The following is a 21,939-nucleotide window of genomic DNA, read 5'->3' as shown; positions in this document are numbered from 1 at the left end:
TACACTAAACTCAAAAAGGAATGGAACTTAAAATCAATCAACAAACCAAAAATTTCAATGCTGAATCGCTAAGCGTTCAATCATTGCTCGATCTCGAAATTCCGCTCAAACAAAACGGAATCGCTGTTGCTGTCAACAATACTGTTGTTCCAAAAACCAAATGGAACGAATACCTCCTACACGAAACTGACGATATTTTGATCATTTCTGCTACGCAGGGAGGTTAATTTTTAAAATTCCAAATTTTTAAATACCAAATTCCAATTTGCCAATCATACGTAGATGTACTGCAGTGCGTCTCTACGCAAAAACGTTGTGAATAAACACAATCAGAATCAACTTGAAACTTTAAACTTCAAACCTGAAACAAAAACTATGAAAGAAGAACAAATATCCAGAACCCCGTTTCCAAATTCTAAAAAAGTATATATCGACGGAGAAATTCATCCTATTAAAGTGGCGATGCGCGAAATTACTTTGAGCGATACCAAACTTTCTAATGGCGGAATTGAGAAAAACCCTCCAGTAACTGTTTATGACACTTCGGGTGCTTACACTGATCCAAATATTGCTATTGACATTCGAAAAGGATTGCCACGCTTACGCGAAAAATGGATTTTGGATCGAAATGATGTCGAAATCCTAGAAGAAATAACTTCAGATTACGGTCAAAGCAGACTGAAAGATGAAAGCTTAAACCATCTTCGATTCGAATATTTACATCAGCCAAAACGTGCTAAAAAAGGTGCTAACGTAACCCAATTATATTACGCTAAACAAGGAATTATTACTCCCGAAATGGAATATATCGCGATTCGTGAAAATCAGCGAATCGAACTTTTAAATGAACAAACTGAAGCTATGCGCTGTCAGCACCATGGCCATAGTTTTGGCGCCAACACTCCAAAAAGCAAGATTACTCCAGAATTTGTGCGCTCCGAAGTCGCTTGTGGGAGAGCTATTATTCCAAACAACATTAATCATCCAGAAAGCGAACCAATGATTGTGGGACGTAATTTCTTGGTAAAAATTAATGCTAATATTGGAAACAGCGCTGTGACTTCGAGCATCGAAGAAGAGGTAGAAAAAGCTGTTTGGGCTTGCCGCTGGGGAGCCGATACGATTATGGATTTGTCTACAGGAAAAAATATTCACGAAACCAGAGAATGGATTATACGTAACTCTCCTGTTCCAATCGGAACCGTTCCTATTTATCAGGCTTTAGAAAAAGTAAAAGGAATTGCCGAAGATCTGACTTGGGAAATTTTCCGCGATACTTTAATCGAACAAGCCGAACAAGGCGTTTCCTATTTCACGATTCATGCTGGAGTTTTATTGCGTTATATTCATTTAACGGCCAATCGTGTTACTGGAATTGTCTCTCGTGGAGGATCTATCATGGCAAAATGGTGTTTATTCCATCATAAAGAAAATTTCCTCTACACGCATTTTGAAGAAATCTGCGAAATCATGAAACAATACGATGTCGCCTTTTCTCTTGGAGACGGTTTACGTCCGGGTTCGATTGCCGATGCGAATGATGCCGCGCAATTTGCTGAATTAGAAACTTTGGGCGAATTGACAAAAATTGCATGGAAACATGATGTTCAAGTTTTTATTGAAGGCCCAGGACACGTTCCGATGCACATGATTAAGGAAAATATGGACAAACAGTTAGAACATTGCCATGAGGCTCCGTTTTATACTTTAGGACCTTTAACTACAGATATTGCACCAGGTTACGATCATATTACTTCTGCCATTGGAGCTGCTATGATTGGCTGGTATGGCTGTGCGATGCTGTGCTACGTAACTCCAAAAGAGCATTTAGGTTTACCGAATAAAAAAGACGTAAAAGACGGCGTGATTACGTATAAAATTTCTGCTCATGCAGCCGATTTGGCTAAAGGCCATCCGGGAGCGCAATATCGTGATAATGCATTGAGTAAAGCGCGTTTTGAATTTCGTTGGGAAGATCAGTTTAATTTGGCTTTAGATCCAGATACAGCAAGAGAATTTCACGACGAAACGCTTCCAGCTGATGGTGCAAAAGTGGCGCATTTCTGCTCGATGTGTGGACCGAAATTCTGTTCTATGAAAATATCTCAGGAAATTAGAGATGTGGCCGCTGCCGAAAAAGGAATGCAGGAGAAATCGGAAGAGTTTATTGAACAGGGAAAAGAGATTTATATTTAAAAAGAGGATAGAAAATAGAGTAAAGAACAAAGATCTCCTAAATCTGTGAAATCTGCGGGAGAAGAAAAAACAAATCGAATGATTTTAATCTCAAATCCAATTGTGGTAAAAAATGAAATTAATTTAATCACTTCCTTTTTTGAAGAAGGATTGCCATTGCTTCATATTCGCAAACCTTATTTTTCATCTTTAGAAATGATTCAGTTTCTTCAACAGATGAAATTAGAATTTCGGGATAAAATGGTTCTGCATAATCATCATGAATTAGCTGAAGATTTTGGCATTGACAGATTTCATTTTTCTGAAAAAGAAAGAAATCAATCTAGCAGCTCTCCTGCAAGGTTTTCAAAACCTAGTAGGTATTCAACATCAACGCATTCTATAGAAGATTTTAACTCTCTAGAAAATTTTGATTACGCCTTTTTAAGTCCCGTTTTTAAAAGCATTTCGAAAGAAAATTATTCTCCAGAGAAAGATCTTTTCGAAGAAATAAAATCAAGAACAAATCATGAAACAAAAATGATTGCTTTAGGCGGAATTGATTCAGAAAACATTCAAGAAGTTTTAGAAAAAGGCTTTGATGATTTCGCTCTTTTAGGAAGTATTTGGAAAAATAAAAATCCATTAAAACAATTTAAATTATGTCAGCAAATCGCCCTTTCGTACTCACAATCGCAGGTTTAGATCCTTCAGGTGGTGCCGGAATTTTGGCTGATATCAAAACATTTGAACAGCACAAAGTAACTGGTTTTGCTATTTCGACAGCGAATACCATTCAGACTGAAAATCAATTTTATGAAATTCAGTGGACCGATTTGAGTTTTGTAATCCGTTCGATTGAAACAATGTTTTTGAATTATAAAATCAGTGTTGCCAAAATTGGAATTGTATCTTCTTTATATGATTTAAACCGTATTGTTTCGACAGTAAAACGGCTTTCTTCATCAACAAAAATAGTTTGGGATCCTGTTCTAAAATCAACTACAAAATTTGAATTTATGAATATTGAAAATCGTTTAGATTTAAATAAAATACTTTCAAAAATCGATTTGATTACGCCTAATTATCATGAAATGAAAATTCTATTTCCTGAATTTGTTTTAATCGAAAATCAATTTCCTACGAACGTTCTATTAAAAGGCGGACATAACGAAAAAGCTATTGGTACAGATCGTTTATTTCTAAAGGATGAAATTTTAGAATTATTTCCATCAGAAAAAAAATGTTCCGAAAAACACGGTTCAGGTTGTGTGCTTTCTTCTGCTATTGCTTCCAATTTGGCTTTAAATCAATCGATAAAAGAGGCTTGTAAAAATGCTAAAATCTATATCGAAAATTACCTGAGTTCAACATCAACTTTAATCGGATATCATTATGTATAGCAAACTTCAATATATCTCGCAAGGCGAAACTATAGAAAAACAATTATCCAACATTCATCAGGCACTTGATGCAGGCTGCAACTGGGTGCAAATGCGATTTAAAAACCAGACACAAAAAGAAACTTTCACTTTAGCGGAAGCGATAAAACCTTTATGCGAAAAATACGCTGCCAATTTTATTGTAAATGATGATCTGCATCTCGCCAAAGAAATTGATGCCGACGGCGTTCATTTAGGTTTAACGGATACTAAAATTAATGAAGCGAGAGCTTTTTTAGGAACTTCAAAAGTAATTGGAGGGACTGCAAATACTTTTGAAGACATTCAAAATCACGTAAAAGATGGCTGTGATTATATTGGTTTAGGGCCTTTCCGTTTTACGGCTACAAAAGAAAAATTAAGTCCGATTTTGGGATTGTCGGGCTATTTTGACATTCTGCAAAAATTGAAAAAAAATAAAATCGAAATTCCTGTTTATGCCATTGGAGGTATCACATTACGAGATGTTAGTCCGCTAATGGAAACTGGAATTCACGGAATTGCCATTTCTGGAATCATTACGGAAAGTGATGAAAAAGAAAAATTGATTCAACAATTAAACGAAAAATTATATGCAAAAATCATTGTTTAATATCGGAGATAAAGCTTTTAAGTCCCGTCTTTTTCTTGGAACAGGAAAATTTGGGTCGAATGAAGAAATGGAAAATGCCATTCTGGCTTCAGAAAGCGAATTGGTTACCGTTGCTCTCAAACGCATTGATCTGGAAACAGATACTGATGCTATTTTATCGCATTTAAAACATCCAAATATCAATTTATTGCCTAATACTTCGGGCGCACGAAATGCCAAAGAAGCTGTTTTTGCTGCACAATTGGCTCGCGAAGCTTTAGAAACGAATTGGGTAAAACTGGAAATTCATCCTGATCCAAAATATCTAATGCCTGACCCGATTGAAACGTTAAAAGCAACAGAAGAACTGGCGAAACTTGGTTTTATTGTTCTGCCGTACATTCATGCCGATCCTGTTTTATGCAAACATTTAGAAAGTGCTGGAACTTCTGCGGTAATGCCTTTGGGTTCGCCTATTGGCAGTAATAAAGGCTTAAAAACGATTGATTTCTTAGAAATTATAATCGAACAAAGCACTGTTCCAGTTATTGTCGATGCTGGAATTGGCGCGCCTTCTGATGCCGCAAAAGCAATGGAAATTGGTGCAGACGCTGTTTTGGTGAATACTGCCATTGCGGTAGCAGGAAATCCGAAATTAATGGCTGAGGCTTTTAAGGAGGCGGTTATTGCGGGAAGAAAGGCGTTTGAAGCAAAAGTTGCCAATCAGCAGAATTATGCTTCGGCTTCTAGTCCTTTAACCTCTTTTTTATATGACTAATTTTGATTTTCTCTCGCAGATCTCGCAGATTTAGCAGATAAATTTTACACCAAAATGGCCTCAACTAATTTATTCTGATTTTCCAAAACATCAAAAAGAAAGAATTTTCTTTAATTTTGAATTAAAAAAATTATGTTAGAAAATGAAATTTCGTATAAAGTTAGGGGAGCAATTTTTAAAGTATACAATAATCTTGGACCAGGACTATTAGAATCAGTTTATGAGTGCGCACTTTATTATCAATTAGAAAAAGATGGATTACAAGTAGCTAAACAAATTGATTTACCAGTCAAATATGATGATGCTTATTTAGACATAACTTTCAGACTTGATATTTTAGTAGAGGACAAAGTAATTGTAGAATTAAAATCAGTAGACGAGATAAGGCCGATTCATTTTAAACAATTAAATACATACTTAAAATTAACCAATAAAAAACTTGGTTTATTAGTCAATTTTAATTGTTCTAATATCCTTGAAAATATTCACCGCGTTGCAAATAAAATTTAATCTGCACAATCTGCTAAATCTGCGGGAAACAAAATAAAAAAATGAAAACATTCAAATCTATTTTTGAGCAATATAATTGGGATGAAATCCAATCCAGAATATACAAAACCACATCAAAAGAGGTCAAGCAGTCTTTGGCTAAAACGAAACGAAATCTCGATGATTTTTTGATTTTGATTTCTCCTATTGCTCAAAACTATCTGGAGCAAATGGCACAAAAATGCCACGAAATCACCAAGAAGCGTTTTGGGAAAACGATTCAAATGTATGCGCCACTGTATTTAAGCAACGAATGCCAAAACATCTGCACCTATTGCGGATTTAGTTTAGACAATAAAATCAAAAGAAAAACACTTTCTGACGCTGAAATAAAACTCGAAGTTGAAGCTTTGAAAAAAACAGGTTTTGACCATGTTTTACTCGTTACAGGCGAAGCGAATTATACGGTAAATATTAATTATTTTCTGAATGCGATCAACTTAATTAAAGAAGATTTTTCGATTATTTCAGTTGAAGTTCAGCCACTTTCTACAGAAGATTACGAGCGTCTGCACGAAGCTGGAGTTTATTCGGTTTTGGTTTATCAGGAAACCTATCATCAAGAAGTGTATAAAAAGTATCATACGAAAGGCAAAAAATCAAATTTCGATTACCGACTCGAAACTCCTGATCGAATAGGAACTGCGGGAATTCATAAAATTGGTTTGGGCGTTTTATTAGGTTTGGAAGACTGGCGAACGGATAGCTTTTTTAATGCTTTGCATCTCGATTATTTGCAGAAGAAATATTGGCAGACTAAATATTCGGTTTCATTTCCGCGTCTTCGTCCTGCTGAAGGCATTATCGAACCCAATTTTATTATGGATGATAAAGATTTGACTCAGTTAATCTGCGCTTACAGATTGTGGAATGAAGATCTCGAAATTTCAATTTCGACTCGTGAAAACGAGAAATTCAGAAACAACATAATTCCGATTGGTGTTACGAGTATGAGCGCAGGTTCTAAAACAAATCCTGGCGGTTATGTGGTAGATCCGCAGTCTTTGGAGCAATTTGAAATCAGTGATGAACGTTCTGCAGCCGAAATTTCAAAAATAATCAAAAATGCAGGCTACGAACCGGTTTGGAAAGATTGGAGTAAAAGTTATTTTTAAAAAATTCCAAACTTTTAAATTGCTTCGCCTGTTCGCTATCGCTCGAGTCCAAATTCCAATAGAAAAATTCAAAATTCCAATTGGTACGTGAAACTTTGTCAAAGTTTTAAACTTTGACAAAGTTGCTGTTGGAAGCTAAAATTGCGATTCCAAAAAAATCTAAAATCTAAAATCTAAAATTCCCAAAAATGAGCATTATCCAAGAATTTCTTCGTTACAACAGGCAAACCATTCTTCCAGAAATTGGTGATGAAGGTCAGGAAAAATTAAAAAAAGCTAGGGTTTTAGTGATTGGTGCCGGTGGTTTGGGCTGTCCAATTTTGCAATATATTGCGACTGCGGGAGTTGGTTTTATCGGAATTATGGATTTTGATACGATTGAAGTTCATAATCTTCACAGACAGATTTTATATACTGAGAATGAAATTGGACAACATAAAGCCATTGTGGCGCAAAAAGTCGTTTCAAAACTAAATCCGCTTATTGAAGCTGTTTTGATTAATGAAAAATTAACAGCTGAAAATGCTTCAAAAATTATTGAACAATATGATATTATTGTGGATGGTTCTGATAATTTTTCGACTCGATATTTGGTCAATGATACCTGTGTTCAGCTTAACAAACCTTTGGTTTACGGAAGTATTTTAAAATTTGAAGGACAAATTGCTGTTTTTAATCATAACGGAAGTAAAAATCTCCGTGATTTATTTCCAGAAATGCCGGATCCAAAAGATGTTCCAAATTGCAATTTAAATGGAGTTTTAGGAACGCTGCCTGGAATTATCGGAAATATGATGGCGCACGAAACTTTAAAATTGATTTTAGAATTACCAACTTTAAACAATGAATTAATACTTTTTAATACTTTAAATTGGAATTTTACAAAATTGAATTTTTAGAAAACAACCTCATCGCCAACCTTAATAATTCCCGAATTCAAACTCACAATATTAGTCCCAAATAAAACTGAATTATCTACATTTCTGTATTTGCTCAACGTTTTTAGAGGCTCTTTTTTTATAACTCCTTTCTGCGGGTCATTATTTACCATAATACATCTTCCGCAAGGTTTTATATTTTTAAATTGAACTCCGCCAATTGCAAAAGTCTTAAAATTATCTTCTTCGTGAGCATTTTTTGTACTTACAACAATGTTCGGGCGAAATCTTTTTATGGTAATTTTTTCTTCCAGTTTAGAATTCAAGAAATCCAGACTTTCTGTTCCAATTAATAAATAAGGATAACCGTCAGCCAAACTCACATTGTACGTTTCCTGCGTTCTTGAGCTTTCGTGTTTACGAGCCCCAATTTTATTGATTTTCACTAATCTGCATTCAAAGCCGAGTTTATCGCTAAACCATTTTGAACTGTTTTTATTTACTTCGAAAACTTCACTTTTATCCTCCCAAACCTTTGATGCTATTGGGGTCTCTAAAGATTCGTTTATCAAAAATTCATGAGTTTCGCCTTCAAAAGCAATTTGAATTTTATCTCCTGCAATCTGAGGATAAAACTGACTCATTATCGGATATTCCCTTTGGGTAACATGAACATTTTCTGAATTAATCAGCATCCATCTTCTATCATTTTCAAAGCCCATTTCTTCTGCATTGGCACTTTCTAAACTTATGCCTGCTAAACTTTTTATCGGATAGATATAAATTTCTTTTACGCTGTAAACTGCACTCATTTTTATTTACTTTTTAAAATGGACATAAACTCTTCACGATCAATTTCTCTGCAGCCTAAACTCTCCAAATGTGAATTATAAACTTGACAATCCAACAATTTATATTTTTCTTTCTTCAAATATAAGGCTAAAGCAATGAAAGCTGTTTTTGAAGCATTGGAAACTTTAGAAAACATACTTTCTCCGCAAAAGACGTTTCCTTTACCCAAATCAATTCCGTACAAGCCGCCCACTAAAACATCGTCCTGCCAAACCTCAACAGATTTTGCTATTCCTTCTTCATTTAATTTGCAGTAAGCTTCTATCATTTCATCAGAAATCCAAGTTCCGTTCTGGCCTTCACGCTTTATTTGCTGACAATTGGAAATTACTTCTCTAAAATTTTTATTATACGTAACCTTAAATATTTTCTTATTGAGGATTTTTTTCATGCTTTTGGAAATCACCAATTCATCAAAAAACAATACCATTCTAGGATCTGGAGCCCACCAAAGAATTGGCTCTCCCTCATTAAACCAAGGAAAAATACCACTTTTGTATGCCAATTGTAAGCGCTCTGAGCTGAGATCGCCTCCAATTGCCAAAACCCCTTCTTCATCAGCTTCTGTTACTGGCGGAAAAAATAAATCGTTGAATAAGTAATACATCTTTAAAAAATTCCAAATAAAAAAAATCCAAATTCCAATCTTTCTTAAAAAACTTTGTCAAAGTTTTGAACTTTGACAAAACTATATTGAATATAAAAATTCCAAACTCCAAACACAGTAAAGCTTTGGAATTTGGAATTTATAATTTGAGATTTAAACTTTCTTAGAACGGTAAATCGTCTGGTTCGTCTTCGTTTAAGTTTGTTGCTGGAGCAAAAGTTTCTGCTGCTGGCATTGGTGGTGCTTGTGTAGCTCCTTCTGCAGCTAATCTTTCGATTCTCCAACCTTGAATACTATTGAAATATCTAGTTTCTCCTTGTGGATTAACCCATTCTCTTCCTCTTAAATTGATAGAAACTTTTACTGCATCTCCTTGTTTATAGCTACTCAATAAATCACATTTATCTTGTGTAAATTCGATTAAAATATGTTGTGGATACTGCTCCTCAGTAGTAACAACTAACTCTCTTTTTTTGAATGAGGCACTAACTTGCTGCTCTGGGTTTACCACTTTTACTTTTCCTGTAACTTCCATCTTCGTCTATTTAATTATTGTTTCTATTTCTTTTTATTTTTTAGCTAAAAGCACTTTCCAAGCCGATTCTACATCGCCATTATCCAGATATTTTTTGGCTTCTAAATGCACTTTTTTCTGATCGTCGGAGCTTAAAACTCCTTTGACTGCGAAATTTTCTTTCACAAATATACTAACTTCTTCTTTTGTAGGCAAGGCTTCTATATTTCCTAACTTACCTAAATCATTTCCGTCAAAAACAGCGCTTTCTTTTACAAAATCAGGAATTGCATCTACGCCTACTCCCAATGTTGTCAAGGGTTTTGCTACTTCAAAAAGTCCTTGGTTTGATCTTGAATACCAATTGTTTCCAAGTCTTGAAACCAAATCAATTTTATGCTGGTCGATTGCTCCGTTTTCATCCAAAATAGATTCAGCAATATGAATTTTTACTACTTCGCATAAAATTAAATTTCCAGCCCCGCCTTCAGTTCCTAACGGAATAATCTGCGTAATCTTGCATTCAAACTGAACTGGAGATTCTTTTACGCGAAATGGTTTTACTAAATCTGAAGGGATTTGCGTTAATCCAGCTTTAATAAATTCGTTGACACCATCTCCATATTCTGTACTTGCCAACGAGGTCTGCTGTACGATATCGTAATTTACGACATTTATTACTACTTCGCGAGTGGCTTCGGCATTAATTAAAGTATGTTTTATCGTATTATCTCGAACACGTCGCGATGGCGAAAAAACCAAAATCGGCGGATTGGCACTAAACACATTAAAGAAACTAAACGGAGATAAATTAGGAATCCCTGTCTCGCTAATGGTACTCGCAAACGCAATTGGCCTTGGACCGATTGAACTCTGTAGATAGCCTTGCAATTTGGCCGTTGGAATCTCTTTTGGATTAATGCTGATCATACTTTAAAATTTAGACAGAATCTCATTTTAGTACCTGCAAAAGTATTGAAATGGTTTAATTAGAAGAAATAGTTTTGCAGATAAAACGAAAAATCTTTTCAGCATCGGCAAAATATAAAATGTGTATATTTCGTTATATTTATACCACAAAATAACTGATATGTCTTTTTCTGAAAGAACAAATACAACCCGCTGGATTATTATTTCAATTTGCTTTTTAATCATTTCTCTAATTCTTTGGAACACTTATACTTTCTTCCAAATTTTTAAAAATGAGGAACGCTTAAAAATGAATCTTTTTGTAAATGCTCAAATTACTCTAGTAAATGCCGATGAATACACCGACTTAGATTTACCTCTTCAAATTATCAATAACAACACTTCTATTCCCGGTGTGATCATGCTTTACGACAAAGTTGTCAGCGCTAAAAATGTTTCTGACGATGTTTTGAATGACAAGAAAAAAAGGAAAGCGCTTTTAAATAGATTAAAAAATGAAAACGAGCCGATTACTTTTGAATATGCTCCAGGAAAATATCAAACGCTATATTATGGAAATTCTGAACTATTGAACAAACTCAAATATTACCCTATTGCACTGGTTCTCATTATTTTTCTTTGTATTGCTTTGATTTATAATTTCTACAAAAGCACCAAAATGGCAACTCAAAACAAACTTTGGGCTGGGATGGCAAAAGAAACCGCACATCAAATTGGAACACCGCTTTCTTCTTTAATTGGCTGGGTCGAAATATTAAAAACCGAAAATATTGATCAATCCATTAGTACTGAAATTGAAAAAGATATTGATCGATTGCAAACCATTACGGATCGTTTTTCTAAAATTGGTTCTATTCCTGTTTTAGAACTTCACGATATTGTCGAAGAAACAAAAAATGCTTACGAATATTTGCAATCGCGCTTTTCTAAGCAAGTTGCTTTTTCGTTTAAAGCTCCAGATTCTCCGATTTTAGGAATGATTAACCCAACGTTGCACAGCTGGACGATCGAAAATCTAGTCAAAAATGCAATTGATGCCATGAAAGGAAAAGGAACTTTGGATCTTCAGATTGAACAAGATCTGCATCATGTCAAAATTAATGTAAAGGATTCTGGAACAGGTATTTCTAAAAAACAATTTAAAACCATTTTTGAACCTGGATTTACAACCAAAAAACGCGGCTGGGGACTTGGTCTTTCTTTAACTAAAAGAATTGTCGAGGAATACCACAACGGAAAAATTAAAGTGCTTCATTCTGAAATTGGAAAAGGAACTACATTTCAGATTTCATTAAATAAAAAAGTGCAGTAAATAGTTTTACTGCACTTTTATAATAAAAGGGTTAGATTAAGCTTAATCTGGCTTCGACTCCGCTCAGCCTGACAAAATTTATTTCTTTATAAATTCGATTGAATATCTTTTGCTAAAGCTTCGAATTCTTCTTTAGAAAGCGAAACTTTATTAATGAAACGCATTTCATCCATTTCGTTTAACGGAATCAAGTGTACGTGTGCGTGAGGCACTTCAAGTCCAACAACCGCAATTCCGACTCTTTTGCATGGAACTGTTTTCTCTAAGGCCGCTGCAACTTTTTTAGAAAACTTCATTAAGCCTAAATACAGCTCTTCGTCCATATCAAAAATCTTATCAATTTCTTGTTTTGGAATACAAAGCGTGTGTCCCTTAGCATTTGGATTTACATCTAAAAACGCTAAGAAATTATCGTCTTCAGCAATTTTGTAACATGGAATTTCTCCGTTTACTATTTTGGTGAATATTGAGCTCATAGTTTATTTGTTTAAAATATAATAGTGAGATTGCTTCGTTCCTCGTAATGGCTTTAGTCTCTAGAAATTTCAAGGATTTCAAATTTCAAAACTCCGTTCGGAACTGTAATTTCAGCTACTTCTCCAACAGATTTTCCTAGTAAGCCTTTCCCGATAGGAGACGTTACAGAAATTTTTCCTGTTTTAAGATCTGCTTCACTTTCTGCAACCAGCGTATATTTCATCTCCATCCCGTTGCTTTGGTTTTTGATTTTCACATTCGATAAAACCAAAACTTTAGAAACGTCTAATTGAGATTCGTCAATTAATCTTGCATTTGCATATACTTCTTCTAGTTTAGAAATTCTCATTTCTAATAAACCCTGTGCTTCTTTTGCTGCATCATATTCTGCATTTTCAGACAAATCTCCTTTATCTCTTGCATCTGCAATATCTTGAGATGCTTTTGGACGCATTACACTTTTTAAATGCTCCAATTCATCTTTTAATTTTTTTAATCCTTCTGCTGTATAATAAGATACTTTACTCATAACTTCATCGTTTATATAAATACAAAAAATCCCATCGCGACGGGATTTTCTTACCACAAATATACTATAATTTTTAATAGTACATAATTATATGTTAATCATATAGATTTCAAATCTAAATAAATTATTTTTGTTTTAACTAATTCTTATTCAAATAATGAAAAAAATCTGGTTCTTTATCGCATTTACTGCTATTTTATTTTCTTGCAGTGACAACAACAGAAGCAACAACAATCCTAATATTCCTAATTATTCTATAAACGCTTATCTCGATACTAATTTGCCAACGTACAACAAACTGTTGTATCCGAGTAATCCAGTTTATGTTGCTAATTATGGTGCGAAAGGAATTATTGTAATGAAAACTGGCGAAGGAACTTACACTGCTTTTGATGCTGCGTGTCCAAACCAACCTTTGACTTCTTGCACTGCAATGACAATCGACGGAATTTACGCTGTATGCTCTTGCGATAAAACTCAATATAACTTATTTACAGGATTGGGCGGAAAAGAATATCCGATGAAACAATATCGTGTAGAATCGTCTGGAACTGTAATTCATGTCTACAATTAAAACAAAAAAGCCTGAAAATAATTTTCAGGCTTTTTTTGTGTCTTGATTTATTAAAATTTCAAACTCAAACCAATTAAGAAGTTTGTTCCCGCTTGCGGATAGTAGTATGGATAAACATCCCACATTGCGCCATTTGAAACATATTTTTTATCGAAAATATTATTTACTAAAGCAGTAATCGTAATCGATTTGAAAATCTTGTTTGGCTTTATTTCGTAAGAAGCATTAAAATCGTTTACAAAATAATCTGCCAGTTTTGCTGCTGGCAATTCGATATTATTCATGTATTGTTCGCCAACATATTTTTGTAATAACGAAAGATATAATCCTGAAATAGGTTTATAGACTATAATGTTTCCTGCAATAACTTCTGGAGAATAGGCGATTTTTGTTGTTCCGTAATATTCGCCATCAACAGCCAAATCAACATTTTTGTTGCTGCTTAAAGTAAAGTTTGGTCTTAAAGTAAATTTCTCTGAAAGTGCAATTGTTGCATCAAACTCAAAACCTAAACGATAGCTTTTTTCGGTATTAGCACGAATTGGCGCACCAACATCGTCTAATCTTCCCGTTAAAATCAACTGATCTTTGTATCCCATATAATATAGGTTTGAATTCAATTGAAATTTCTCTGTATTAAATCTCCACCCTAATTCAAAATCATTTAGTTTTTCTGGTTTTACATTTCCACCTTCATAATCGGTTCTGTTTGGTTCGCGATTGGCTCTTGCATAAGAAAAATACAAAGTGCTATTTTGAGTAAAAGCATAGTTTAAACCTGCTTTTGGGTTGAAGAAATTAAAATCATCATCAACCAAACCGGTTTCTATGCTATTGGCTTTGTAAGTAACTCTTCTATATTGCAAATCTCCATAAAAACTCAACTTTTCTGTAAACTGATAATTCGCTTTCGCGAAAATATTGCCATCTGTTTTTGCAGAGTAATCATCATAATAATGATCATCCTTTTCAGATTGAGAAGCATATCTAGCCCAGATTACTTTTCCGAAATGATCTCCTTCATATTTGTTCCAGCCACCGCCTAAAATAACGTCTAATTTCTCTGTTTTATATTTGGCAGAAAAAGTAGTTCCGTAAAAATCATTATCCAACCATTTTTGGCGAATTAAATCTGTTGTGGTTACAGCTCCGACCGGATCCAAATTATAATCGGCCATATCGGCATCTTCTTTATAATTTTCGAAATAACCTTTTCCTTTTGTATAATGCAAAGCAAAGTTTGTACTCCATTTATCAGAAATAGATTCGCTCCAATGCAACTGGTAATGATCTTGATTGTAATTATCGGTTTCATTATCATAAAAACGAACATTTCCTGCTTCATCAGTATACATACCTGCCGAATTAAACGTACGATTCTTATTTAGGGTTTCTCCATCAATTCCGTTCCAAGATTGGTAGGTTGTCTGAGCGCCTCCAAAAACCAAAGCTTTAATCAAAGTGGTTTTACCCACATAAGTTCCTTGAAGAAAATACGATTTTAAATCTGAGCTTGCACGATCTACATAACCATCAGATTTCATAGCAGACAAACGCCCCGCAATTTCAAAATGATCATTTAATAATCCTGTGCTAAATTTTACAGTATTTTTTAAACTGTTGAATGATCCAGCTGAACTTGAAATTTCACCTGTTGCTTTGCTAGCATAACTGTCTGTAAGCATGTTTAAACTCGCTCCGAAAGCACCTGCACCATTTGTTGATGTCCCAACTCCGCGCTGTAACTGAAGACTTTCTACAGAAGAAGCAAAATCGGGCATGTTTACCCAAAATGTACCTTGGCTTTCAGCATCGTTGTACGGAATTCCGTTTATGGTTACGTTTACACGTGTTGCATCGCTTCCGCGGACACGAATTCCGGTATATCCAAAACCATTTCCTGCATCAGAAGTTGTTACAACTGAAGGAAGGTAATTCATCAGAACAGGAATGTCCTGACCTAAATTTCTGTATTTAATTTCTTTTTTATCCATATTACTAAAACTCACTGGAGTTTTTGAGGTAACACGAACTGCAGAAACCAGAACATCGTCAAGCTGATTGACTTTGGTAGAATCTTGCTGTTGCGCAAAAGAGAATAGAGTAAAGAAAATAGAGAATAGAGAATAGAAAATAGATTTGGCTCTAAATTTATGAACCTTAGAACCTTTGCAACTTAGCACCTTAGTACCTTTAAATAAATTTTTCATTCGTAAAAAATTACGAATAAAAGGGGGAATTATTCTTTTGTTAAATTAATAAATGTGTTTCACGACAAAATAAAGTGTGCACGCTCAATAGTGTCGTTTTTTCCCTTAGCAACATTACTCGCTCAGGTTCTTTGGGTATGATCTCAGCTCGTTATTTAGAGCACCCCTTTGAGACAGTGCAAATGTAATGTTAAAAATTCCAAAAATCAAATCCCAAATTCCAAAAACGTTTATAGGCAAAATCTCCAAAAAATAAATTCCAAATTCCAATAGAAAACCATTTAGGTGAGTTTTTGGAATTTGGAATTTAAAAAATTGGAATTTCTTCTTTGAATTTAATCTATATTTGGCTTCTTTCGAGATTGTTTCAGATCAGACACATTCTTTTTATCTTTAATTCTCTTTTTAATTACCGCTTTCGGAACTTTTGTAGCCTTTCTAACTTTCGGGACATAAAGTCCTTTTTTGATGATTTCGAGAAATCGTTTCGTTACAATTTCTTTGTTTTTAAGCTGGCTTCGGTCTTCGTCACAATTTAAAATCAGAATATTTTCTGAAGTTAATCTTGCTGATATGTTTTCTTGTAAAAGCAATTTTTCTTCATCAGATAAAGCTTGAGAAGCATTCAAATCAAAATTCAAAACTACTTTTGACGAAACTTTATTCACGTTTTGCCCGCCCGATCCACTGCTGCGTACAGCCTTAAAGCTTAATTCTGATATGATTTTTTCTGCGTCCATATTATTGTGGCTGATGTGCCGCTTTCAATAAATCATTTACTGTTTTTACCGGATTAAAAGTAATCAGCGGAACCGCTACAAAAATAGTTAGCCAATTGGCCATTGAACCATTCCATAATCCTGGCAGTTCATAACTTCTCACTGTTTTCCCGTCAACGCTTTTCTCCACAATAAAACCTGCGTTCTGATCTACAAATTGTAATAAATCGAACTTTTCGTTTTTATAATTTTTAATACCGCAAACCAAATCTACGGGATTAAAATGTGTTGCTTCAGCTAAGATTTCCTGTTGTTTTTTATTTGACAAATCAACTTGCGAAGTTTCTACAATTTGAAGAGAAGTCACTCCCTTATCATTCATAACCCAAAACGGCCCGCCACCTGGTTCACCTTCGTTTTTAACCATTCCACAAACACGAATTGGTCTATCTAGAAGCTCTTTGATTTTTTCAATTTGATTTTCTAAAGTAAATTTATTGAAGTCGCTAGATAAATCTGTATTTAGTTTTTCTTTTAGAAAGCTCGTAATTTCGGTAATTTCTTCTTTCTGAATTTCCTTTTTTTCTATTGCTTGTAAATAGCCAAAAACTTTTTGCTGAATCGTTATTAAAATTCCCGCCAAAGCCTTCTTGTATAAGGTAATCTCATCAATATGATTCTGAATTACATTATCAATATTCTTAACAAAAATAATATCAGAATCAAGCTGGTTTAAATTATCAATCAAAGCTCCATGCCCACCAGGTCTAAAAACTAATTTATCGTTTTTATCTCTTACGAGTTTATTTTTTAAGTCAACATTTACAGAATCTGTTTTTTTACTTTGATAAGAATAAGAAACATTAATCTTCGTTTGAGACAATGCTTCAATATCATCTTTTAGTTTCAAAACCGACTCTTCAAACAGACTTTGATGCGCTTCAGAAACAGTAAAATGCAGATTTGATACTTCTCCAGAAGTGGCATAATGCACACATTCGTTTAAATGTTCTTCTATGGGAATTGCAATATGAGTTTTATATTCATGAAAAGGCAAAACTGCTTTTGGTTTGTTTGCAAAATCAAAATAGTCTGGAGATAATACTGTTTTTATGAAATAATAGTTTTTGTAATCTCTTTCTAAAGATTCAAAATCAGGATAAATTTCTCTCAGTTTTTTATCGACTTCTTTAAAAAACGGAAACTTCTCCATAGCCACTATAAAAATAGGAAGTTCACGATCTTTCGTTCTATTGATATAAGCATTGATAGTTTCTTTATTGATATCAAAATCATTTAGAAAAGCAGTCAAAAATTTAAACATTCTACTTGCAGCACCAGAAGCAGGCACAAACTTTTTTAGTTTAAATTCTGATTTATGAATATCATAAAAAGAAGCTTTTTCTTGGAATTCAGCTTCAGAAAGACTCAAAATTCCATTATTGACTGTAGCCGGACTTATCAAATTACTTTTTGGAATTCCGTTTTTAAAAATTTCCAATTGCTTGAAAACATTTTCAAAATCGGTTCCATGATTATAAATTTCTACGAAATCATTTGACGAAAAACCTTTTTCCTTAGCTATGGTCAGATTATTAATAATCGAAGTTGCCTTTGCCAATCTACATTCCTTATCTCCCGATAATGTTATAAAAGGTTTTTTAGTATCAATTAAAGTTTGTTTAAAGACCGAAAATACTGTTTCTCTGCCTTCAGGAGTATCTCGAATATCGTCTTTTTCCCAAGGAACATCAATATCTGTCAAGAAAAACAAATCGTATTCGTGTTTCAACGCCGCTTCATTTAAAAGTGGATCACAAAAACCGTAATACATTTCAGAAAACACCTTGGTAACCATTAAGTTGGTATCACAAAACAAGTATTTATTTGCGGTAGCTAATTTTTCGTTTTCTAATGCAGTCTGCCCGTAAGCAATTGGCATCATATCATCAGCTACACAAATATGCTTATTTTCTTCCCATTTTTCTTGTAAGTAGTCGCGTGCAAACTCAGGAACCCATTCGGTTTCGTAATACTCTGCAAGCTGTTTTGCTAAGGTTGTTTTCCCTGTACTTTCAGGTCCAAACAAAGCAATTTTTATGATAGTTGTTTTTTGCTGTCTAAGATCTTTCTCCATTCTAAATAAGCTGAAATAGCCAAAATTGTAAAAATTATATACTGAAGTGACAGCATCCCTAAGCCGCGATAAGCATAAAGAGGTACAACAATAATATCACCAATAATCCAAAGTGTCCAGTTTTCTATTTTTTTTCTGGCCATATACCACATCCCAGCAAAAAATATTCCTGACGAAATCATATCTACATAATTGTCAGGATGAATTTCGTAATCAAAATATTTATAAATGCCGAAAACTACAAAAACCGTAACAATAAACAGTAAGATTCCGATTATTTTTTCATTAAAATTTGTACGGGTAATTGGCAAGTTATCTTCTACCGTTCCTCCTTTTGCCCAAACATACCAGCCGTAAATACTCATTATAGAAAAATAAGCATTAATAATCATATCACCTATATAACCCGCTACATAAAGCAGATAAACTGATATGACAGTAGCAATTAATCCTGTTGGATATACCCAAATGTTTTCTTTTTTCGCAAACCAAACGCTTAAAATTCCACATACGAAAACTAAAAACTCTAAAGCTATATGCCATAGTGGGGCATTTTTATAACTGTCTAAAAAAAAGTCTATCATGAAAATGTGGTATTTGGCGTTTATTTTTCAAAAAAATGACTGTTGTTTTCAAAAGCTGTTCCAATAACAACCAAATCTGCCCCAGCATTATACGCTTTTTGAATTCCGTGCAAATCTACGATTCCTCCACCAACAATAACAGGAATTTCTATATTTTGAGAAATCAGCTCGATCATTTCCGTTGGCACTGGCTGTTTGGCACCGCTTCCTGCTTCTAAATAAATCAATTGATTGCCTAACATTTCTCCCGCCTGAGCTGTTGCCAGAACCAAATCAAGATTTTCTCGACTTAAAGGTTTTGTTTTGCTAACACGCGCAACGGCCGTTTCATTGCCACTTTCAATTAAAATATATCCTGTAGAAATTACTTCAAGATTTGTTTTTTTCAGAATCGGCGCTGCTTGAACCTGATATTCTATCAAATAATCTGGATTTCGGCCTGACAATAATGATAAAAATAAAATACCATCTGCTTTTGGTGAAATCTGTGAAGGATCTCCAGGAAATAATAGTACAGGCAGGTTGGTTTTCTGTTTTAAATCCGAAATCAACTCTTCCAGAATATTGTTTTGAACAATACTTCCGCCCACAAAAATATGAGTAGCAGGAGACTGATTAATTTTCTCAATTAAATGAGCTACATTTTCCAGTACAATTTTGTCAGGATCTAAAAGTACAGCCAATAGTTTCTGACCATTACTTTTAGCCTCTACAATCTGTTGTCTAATAGTGAGTATTTGTTCTTGCATTGCGGGTGTAAAAGTAAAAGTTTTTTAATGTCGAAGAACTATTTTGAATGAATTATATTTGTCTAACGTTTTTGATAACGTAAATGATACATTATGATTACAGTTGATTTATTAGAAAAATATGGCGCAACCAGAAAATCTTTCGATCGAAACGATATAATTTTCGAAGAAGGAAATCTGCCATTACACTATTATCAGATCATTTCTGGCGAAGTCAAAATGAGTAATTATAATGATGACGGACGTGAATTTATCCAAGGAATATTCTATAACGGACAATCTTTTGGAGAACCTCCTTTATTTCTAAACCAAAAATATCCTGCAAATGCGATTGCGGTAGAAGATTCGGAGATTTTTATTCTTCCAAAAGAAAATTTCATGAAACTTTTAGAAGAAAACCCAAAAATGAGCATTAAAATAATCGAAAATCTTGCTCAAAGATTGTACTACAAATCGGTAATGGCGGCAGAAATTTCGACACACGAACCCGAGCATCGTGTTTTAAAATTAATCGATCACGGAATTGCTTATTTCAATTTTCAGAAAGATGAAAATGGCTATCTCATTAATTTTACTAGGCAACAAATTGGTGATTTAACCGGTTTGCGTGTAGAAACTGTTATTAGAGCCATTAAAGCTTTAGAAAAAAAAGGCGAATTAAAGATTATTAATCGAAAAGTATACAGATAAAAAAGTTCCCGTTTTATGATTTTAATCATAAAATGAACATCGAATGCGAGCGTATCTTTGTCATATAAAAATCTGAATATCATGACACTATATCAAACAACATTCGACATTTTCAATAGAAATTATATGGGTTCTGCTGCAATGGCAGTTATTGGGCAAAGCTGTTTAGGAGGCGCTGCTGCAATGTACGTTTTAGCAAACGGAACTTCTATTACACAAATGATTCAGCTGGCTATTATTGTTTTAGCTTGTATATTTGTAAACACTTCAATTTTGGCACAAATGAAACATAAAGTGGTTTTTAATCTTTTAATTCTAAGTTCAATTTTAAGTGTGGCATTTATTCTTATAAACACATTATTTCTGTGAAAAAACAAATAGAAAATAGAGCTGACGTAAATTTTCTCGTCAACCATTTCTACGATAAAATAAGAGCCGATCAAGAAATCGGCTTTTATTTTAATGAAATGATTTCTGATTGGGAAGCGCATCTCGAAAAACTGACAGATTTTTGGGAAACCAATCTGTTCGGTGTTCGCAAATACAAAGGAAATCCGCATGCCGTTCATAATGAAGTCGATGCGCATTTTGACGAAAAAATCACAGCAAATGAATTCGGAATCTGGCTAAATCATTGGTTTCAGACCATCGATGAATATTTTGAAGGCGAAAATGCCGATACTCTAAAAAGACGTGCTAGAAAAATGAGTACTTTTTTGTATATGAGTATGTTTAAGCATCGTCAGAAAGAAAGTGAGGTTTAGGTGTCATTGCGAGGAACGAAGCAATGACACTATATTGATTCAGCAAAAGGGATTGCTTCGTTCCTCGCTATGACCAGGCTTTGTGGTTATTTCTCAAAAGCATATACCAAAGTGAAATTCTCGATTTCGAGATAGTGAACATCAAAATCTTTAATTAGATCATCAAAATACAGACTCGCCGAAGTCTGTTTTTCGTTTAAAGAAAAATCTTCAACGCAAATATGGTCTTTAAAACTGATTCCTTTTTCATTTCTAATTTTAAAAATCGCTTCTTTCGCTCCCCAGATTACGGTTAGTTTTTTAATGTATTCTTCTGTAAAATCCGGTTCCAGATAATTACATTCATAATCAGTAAATTTATCCGCAATTCTGATGATTTTTTCGCGCTGCAATTCCATATCAATTCCAACGGTTTCTTCACTTATTATTATTGCTGCATAATTGTATGAATGCGTAATTGAAATATAATTATGACAGTCAAAATATGGTTTTCCAAACTCATCATAATGTAAATCTTTATCGGTAAAACCCATTTCCTGAATCAGCATACGTACACTTAAAAAAGCACGTTGGTGAAGTTCAGATTTCATTCCGTCCAGTCTTCGCTGCGTCTTTTCTTTTAAAGTAACCTGACTGTACAATTCATCAAAAGATTCGGTAATCTTCCAAATTAAAATTTTAGTGTTTTCGTTAAATTGTATGGTTTGAAATAGAGGCATTTTTGAAATTGTTTGTTGTTTTGCTTTTAAACCATATAAGTTATGTAAGGAAATATTACTTTGG

General features: G+C 34.0%; 26 protein-coding genes. 14 read left to right on the top strand and 12 right to left on the bottom strand.

What is annotated here, in order from left to right:
* The first annotated feature begins 20 nt into the window (after positions 1–20).
* The 9 genes from thiS (at position 21) to Q9Q97_RS07320 (ending at position 7,529) form a co-directional block, all read left to right on the top strand.
* Entirely contained in the window at positions 21–227 is a 207-nt protein-coding gene (gene thiS / locus Q9Q97_RS07360; RefSeq protein ID WP_306155914.1) for a sulfur carrier protein ThiS, read from the top strand.
* 148 nt (positions 228–375) lie between these two features.
* Positions 376–2,196 (top strand): phosphomethylpyrimidine synthase ThiC, encoded by a 1,821-nt coding sequence (gene thiC, locus Q9Q97_RS07355; protein WP_306155913.1) that lies wholly within the window; start codon positions 376–378, stop codon positions 2,194–2,196.
* Positions 2,197–2,274: 78 nt separating this feature from the next.
* Entirely contained in the window at positions 2,275–2,880 is a 606-nt protein-coding gene (locus Q9Q97_RS07350; protein WP_306155912.1) for a thiamine phosphate synthase, read from the top strand.
* On the top strand, positions 2,838–3,578 hold the full coding sequence (locus Q9Q97_RS07345) for a hydroxymethylpyrimidine/phosphomethylpyrimidine kinase (protein ID WP_306155911.1): 741 nt from the start codon (positions 2,838–2,840) through the stop codon (positions 3,576–3,578). The genes Q9Q97_RS07350 and Q9Q97_RS07345 overlap by 43 nt, the downstream gene beginning before the upstream one ends.
* A complete protein-coding gene (locus tag Q9Q97_RS07340; RefSeq protein WP_306155910.1) occupies positions 3,571–4,209 on the top strand; it encodes a thiamine phosphate synthase in 639 nt (212 codons plus the stop codon). Before Q9Q97_RS07345 ends, Q9Q97_RS07340 begins: the two co-directional genes overlap by 8 nt.
* Positions 4,190–4,966: a thiazole synthase gene (locus Q9Q97_RS07335; RefSeq protein WP_306155909.1), complete on the top strand. Its 777-nt coding sequence runs from the start codon at positions 4,190–4,192 to the stop codon at positions 4,964–4,966. Before Q9Q97_RS07340 ends, Q9Q97_RS07335 begins: the two co-directional genes overlap by 20 nt.
* A gap of 132 nt (positions 4,967–5,098) precedes the next feature.
* Positions 5,099–5,476, top strand: a complete 378-nt coding sequence (locus Q9Q97_RS07330; protein ID WP_306155908.1) for a GxxExxY protein — start codon at positions 5,099–5,101, stop codon at positions 5,474–5,476.
* 41 nt (positions 5,477–5,517) lie between these two features.
* Positions 5,518–6,630 (top strand): 2-iminoacetate synthase ThiH, encoded by a 1,113-nt coding sequence (gene thiH, locus Q9Q97_RS07325; RefSeq protein WP_306155907.1) that lies wholly within the window; start codon positions 5,518–5,520, stop codon positions 6,628–6,630.
* A 188-nt stretch (positions 6,631–6,818) separates the two neighbouring features.
* Complete coding sequence (locus tag Q9Q97_RS07320; RefSeq protein ID WP_306155906.1) at positions 6,819–7,529, top strand: HesA/MoeB/ThiF family protein; 711 nt, start codon at positions 6,819–6,821, stop codon at positions 7,527–7,529.
* On the opposite strand, the gene Q9Q97_RS07315 is transcribed toward Q9Q97_RS07320, so the two are convergent.
* The 4 genes from Q9Q97_RS07315 to Q9Q97_RS07300 all read right to left on the bottom strand — a co-directional run bounded on the left by Q9Q97_RS07315 (position 7,526) and on the right by Q9Q97_RS07300 (position 10,411).
* Positions 7,526–8,320: an MOSC domain-containing protein gene (locus tag Q9Q97_RS07315; protein WP_306155905.1), complete on the bottom strand. Its 795-nt coding sequence runs from the start codon at positions 8,318–8,320 to the stop codon at positions 7,526–7,528. The genes Q9Q97_RS07320 and Q9Q97_RS07315 overlap by 4 nt on opposite strands.
* 2 nt (positions 8,321–8,322) lie before the next feature.
* Complete coding sequence (aat, locus tag Q9Q97_RS07310; protein ID WP_306155904.1) at positions 8,323–8,967, bottom strand: leucyl/phenylalanyl-tRNA--protein transferase; 645 nt, start codon at positions 8,965–8,967, stop codon at positions 8,323–8,325.
* Between the two features lie 163 nt (positions 8,968–9,130).
* Positions 9,131–9,502, bottom strand: coding sequence for a DUF3127 domain-containing protein (locus Q9Q97_RS07305; protein ID WP_306155903.1), 372 nt, complete (start codon positions 9,500–9,502; stop codon positions 9,131–9,133).
* 33 nt (positions 9,503–9,535) lie between these two features.
* Positions 9,536–10,411 carry a flavin reductase family protein gene (locus Q9Q97_RS07300; RefSeq protein WP_306155902.1) on the bottom strand — a complete coding sequence of 292 codons (876 nt, stop codon included), beginning with the start codon at positions 10,409–10,411 and terminating at the stop codon, positions 9,536–9,538.
* Positions 10,412–10,571: 160 nt separating this feature from the next.
* Here Q9Q97_RS07300 and Q9Q97_RS07295 point away from each other — a divergent pair, with 160 nt between their 5' ends.
* Positions 10,572–11,723 carry a PAS domain-containing sensor histidine kinase gene (locus Q9Q97_RS07295; RefSeq protein WP_306155901.1) on the top strand — a complete coding sequence of 384 codons (1,152 nt, stop codon included), beginning with the start codon at positions 10,572–10,574 and terminating at the stop codon, positions 11,721–11,723.
* A gap of 86 nt (positions 11,724–11,809) precedes the next feature.
* Here Q9Q97_RS07295 and Q9Q97_RS07290 read toward each other — a convergent pair whose 3' ends face one another.
* Entirely contained in the window at positions 11,810–12,199 is a 390-nt protein-coding gene (locus Q9Q97_RS07290) for an HIT family protein (RefSeq protein ID WP_306155900.1), read from the bottom strand.
* A gap of 53 nt (positions 12,200–12,252) precedes the next feature.
* Positions 12,253–12,729 (bottom strand): transcription elongation factor GreA, encoded by a 477-nt coding sequence (gene greA, locus Q9Q97_RS07285; RefSeq protein WP_111288069.1) that lies wholly within the window; start codon positions 12,727–12,729, stop codon positions 12,253–12,255.
* 157 nt (positions 12,730–12,886) lie between these two features.
* On the opposite strand from greA, the gene Q9Q97_RS07280 reads away from it, so the two are divergent.
* Complete coding sequence (locus Q9Q97_RS07280; protein ID WP_306155899.1) at positions 12,887–13,303, top strand: hypothetical protein; 417 nt, start codon at positions 12,887–12,889, stop codon at positions 13,301–13,303.
* A 50-nt stretch (positions 13,304–13,353) separates the two neighbouring features.
* On the opposite strand, the gene Q9Q97_RS07275 is transcribed toward Q9Q97_RS07280, so the two are convergent.
* The 5 genes from Q9Q97_RS07275 to Q9Q97_RS07255 form a co-directional block, all read right to left on the bottom strand.
* Positions 13,354–15,513 carry a TonB-dependent receptor gene (locus Q9Q97_RS07275; protein ID WP_306155898.1) on the bottom strand — a complete coding sequence of 720 codons (2,160 nt, stop codon included), beginning with the start codon at positions 15,511–15,513 and terminating at the stop codon, positions 13,354–13,356.
* A 335-nt stretch (positions 15,514–15,848) separates the two neighbouring features.
* Positions 15,849–16,253, bottom strand: a complete 405-nt coding sequence (gene arfB / locus Q9Q97_RS07270) for an alternative ribosome rescue aminoacyl-tRNA hydrolase ArfB (protein WP_306155897.1) — start codon at positions 16,251–16,253, stop codon at positions 15,849–15,851.
* Position 16,254: 1 nt separating this feature from the next.
* Positions 16,255–18,369 (bottom strand): DUF4301 family protein, encoded by a 2,115-nt coding sequence (locus Q9Q97_RS07265; RefSeq protein ID WP_306155896.1) that lies wholly within the window; start codon positions 18,367–18,369, stop codon positions 16,255–16,257.
* Positions 18,330–18,953: a nicotinamide riboside transporter PnuC gene (gene pnuC / locus Q9Q97_RS07260; protein WP_306155895.1), complete on the bottom strand. Its 624-nt coding sequence runs from the start codon at positions 18,951–18,953 to the stop codon at positions 18,330–18,332. Before pnuC ends, Q9Q97_RS07265 begins: the two co-directional genes overlap by 40 nt.
* Before the next feature lie 20 nt (positions 18,954–18,973).
* A complete protein-coding gene (locus tag Q9Q97_RS07255) occupies positions 18,974–19,702 on the bottom strand; it encodes a geranylgeranylglyceryl/heptaprenylglyceryl phosphate synthase (protein WP_306155894.1) in 729 nt (242 codons plus the stop codon).
* Positions 19,703–19,795: 93 nt separating this feature from the next.
* On the opposite strand from Q9Q97_RS07255, the gene Q9Q97_RS07250 reads away from it, so the two are divergent.
* The 3 genes from Q9Q97_RS07250 (at position 19,796) to Q9Q97_RS07240 (ending at position 21,156) form a co-directional block, all read left to right on the top strand.
* The gene (locus Q9Q97_RS07250; protein WP_306155893.1) at positions 19,796–20,392 is read left to right on the top strand and encodes a Crp/Fnr family transcriptional regulator; all 597 of its coding nucleotides are present in this window, start codon (positions 19,796–19,798) and stop codon (positions 20,390–20,392) included.
* Between the two features lie 81 nt (positions 20,393–20,473).
* On the top strand, positions 20,474–20,761 hold the full coding sequence (locus Q9Q97_RS07245; protein ID WP_306155892.1) for a hypothetical protein: 288 nt from the start codon (positions 20,474–20,476) through the stop codon (positions 20,759–20,761).
* The gene (locus tag Q9Q97_RS07240) at positions 20,758–21,156 is read left to right on the top strand and encodes a group III truncated hemoglobin (protein ID WP_306155891.1); all 399 of its coding nucleotides are present in this window, start codon (positions 20,758–20,760) and stop codon (positions 21,154–21,156) included. Before Q9Q97_RS07245 ends, Q9Q97_RS07240 begins: the two co-directional genes overlap by 4 nt.
* 86 nt (positions 21,157–21,242) lie before the next feature.
* Here the strand turns inward: Q9Q97_RS07240 and Q9Q97_RS07235 are convergent, their stop codons facing one another.
* Complete coding sequence (locus Q9Q97_RS07235; protein ID WP_306155890.1) at positions 21,243–21,875, bottom strand: 4'-phosphopantetheinyl transferase superfamily protein; 633 nt, start codon at positions 21,873–21,875, stop codon at positions 21,243–21,245.
* Positions 21,876–21,939: the final 64 nt, after the last annotated feature.

The organism is Flavobacterium sp. DG2-3, from assembly GCF_030730925.1.
Lineage (GTDB): Bacteria > Bacteroidota > Bacteroidia > Flavobacteriales > Flavobacteriaceae > Flavobacterium.
Note: the sequence above shows the minus strand (reverse complement) of the source record. Positions and strands in the feature narration are given on the sequence as shown.

Coding starts and splice junctions, on each gene's coding strand:
- thiS (WP_306155914.1), top strand. CDS start 21: ATGGAACTTAAAATCAATCAACAAACCAAAAATTTCAATGCTGAATCG.
- thiC (WP_306155913.1), top strand. CDS start 376: ATGAAAGAAGAACAAATATCCAGAACCCCGTTTCCAAATTCTAAAAAA.
- Q9Q97_RS07350 (WP_306155912.1), top strand. CDS start 2,275: ATGATTTTAATCTCAAATCCAATTGTGGTAAAAAATGAAATTAATTTA.
- Q9Q97_RS07345 (WP_306155911.1), top strand. CDS start 2,838: ATGTCAGCAAATCGCCCTTTCGTACTCACAATCGCAGGTTTAGATCCT.
- Q9Q97_RS07340 (WP_306155910.1), top strand. CDS start 3,571: ATGTATAGCAAACTTCAATATATCTCGCAAGGCGAAACTATAGAAAAA.
- Q9Q97_RS07335 (WP_306155909.1), top strand. CDS start 4,190: ATGCAAAAATCATTGTTTAATATCGGAGATAAAGCTTTTAAGTCCCGT.
- Q9Q97_RS07330 (WP_306155908.1), top strand. CDS start 5,099: ATGTTAGAAAATGAAATTTCGTATAAAGTTAGGGGAGCAATTTTTAAA.
- thiH (WP_306155907.1), top strand. CDS start 5,518: ATGAAAACATTCAAATCTATTTTTGAGCAATATAATTGGGATGAAATC.
- Q9Q97_RS07320 (WP_306155906.1), top strand. CDS start 6,819: ATGAGCATTATCCAAGAATTTCTTCGTTACAACAGGCAAACCATTCTT.
- Q9Q97_RS07315 (WP_306155905.1), bottom strand. CDS start 8,320: ATGAGTGCAGTTTACAGCGTAAAAGAAATTTATATCTATCCGATAAAA.
- aat (WP_306155904.1), bottom strand. CDS start 8,967: ATGTATTACTTATTCAACGATTTATTTTTTCCGCCAGTAACAGAAGCT.
- Q9Q97_RS07305 (WP_306155903.1), bottom strand. CDS start 9,502: ATGGAAGTTACAGGAAAAGTAAAAGTGGTAAACCCAGAGCAGCAAGTT.
- Q9Q97_RS07300 (WP_306155902.1), bottom strand. CDS start 10,411: ATGATCAGCATTAATCCAAAAGAGATTCCAACGGCCAAATTGCAAGGC.
- Q9Q97_RS07295 (WP_306155901.1), top strand. CDS start 10,572: ATGTCTTTTTCTGAAAGAACAAATACAACCCGCTGGATTATTATTTCA.
- Q9Q97_RS07290 (WP_306155900.1), bottom strand. CDS start 12,199: ATGAGCTCAATATTCACCAAAATAGTAAACGGAGAAATTCCATGTTAC.
- greA (WP_111288069.1), bottom strand. CDS start 12,729: ATGAGTAAAGTATCTTATTATACAGCAGAAGGATTAAAAAAATTAAAA.
- Q9Q97_RS07280 (WP_306155899.1), top strand. CDS start 12,887: ATGAAAAAAATCTGGTTCTTTATCGCATTTACTGCTATTTTATTTTCT.
- Q9Q97_RS07275 (WP_306155898.1), bottom strand. CDS start 15,513: ATGAAAAATTTATTTAAAGGTACTAAGGTGCTAAGTTGCAAAGGTTCT.
- arfB (WP_306155897.1), bottom strand. CDS start 16,253: ATGGACGCAGAAAAAATCATATCAGAATTAAGCTTTAAGGCTGTACGC.
- Q9Q97_RS07265 (WP_306155896.1), bottom strand. CDS start 18,369: ATGGAGAAAGATCTTAGACAGCAAAAAACAACTATCATAAAAATTGCT.
- pnuC (WP_306155895.1), bottom strand. CDS start 18,953: ATGATAGACTTTTTTTTAGACAGTTATAAAAATGCCCCACTATGGCAT.
- Q9Q97_RS07255 (WP_306155894.1), bottom strand. CDS start 19,702: ATGCAAGAACAAATACTCACTATTAGACAACAGATTGTAGAGGCTAAA.
- Q9Q97_RS07250 (WP_306155893.1), top strand. CDS start 19,796: ATGATTACAGTTGATTTATTAGAAAAATATGGCGCAACCAGAAAATCT.
- Q9Q97_RS07245 (WP_306155892.1), top strand. CDS start 20,474: ATGACACTATATCAAACAACATTCGACATTTTCAATAGAAATTATATG.
- Q9Q97_RS07235 (WP_306155890.1), bottom strand. CDS start 21,875: ATGCCTCTATTTCAAACCATACAATTTAACGAAAACACTAAAATTTTA.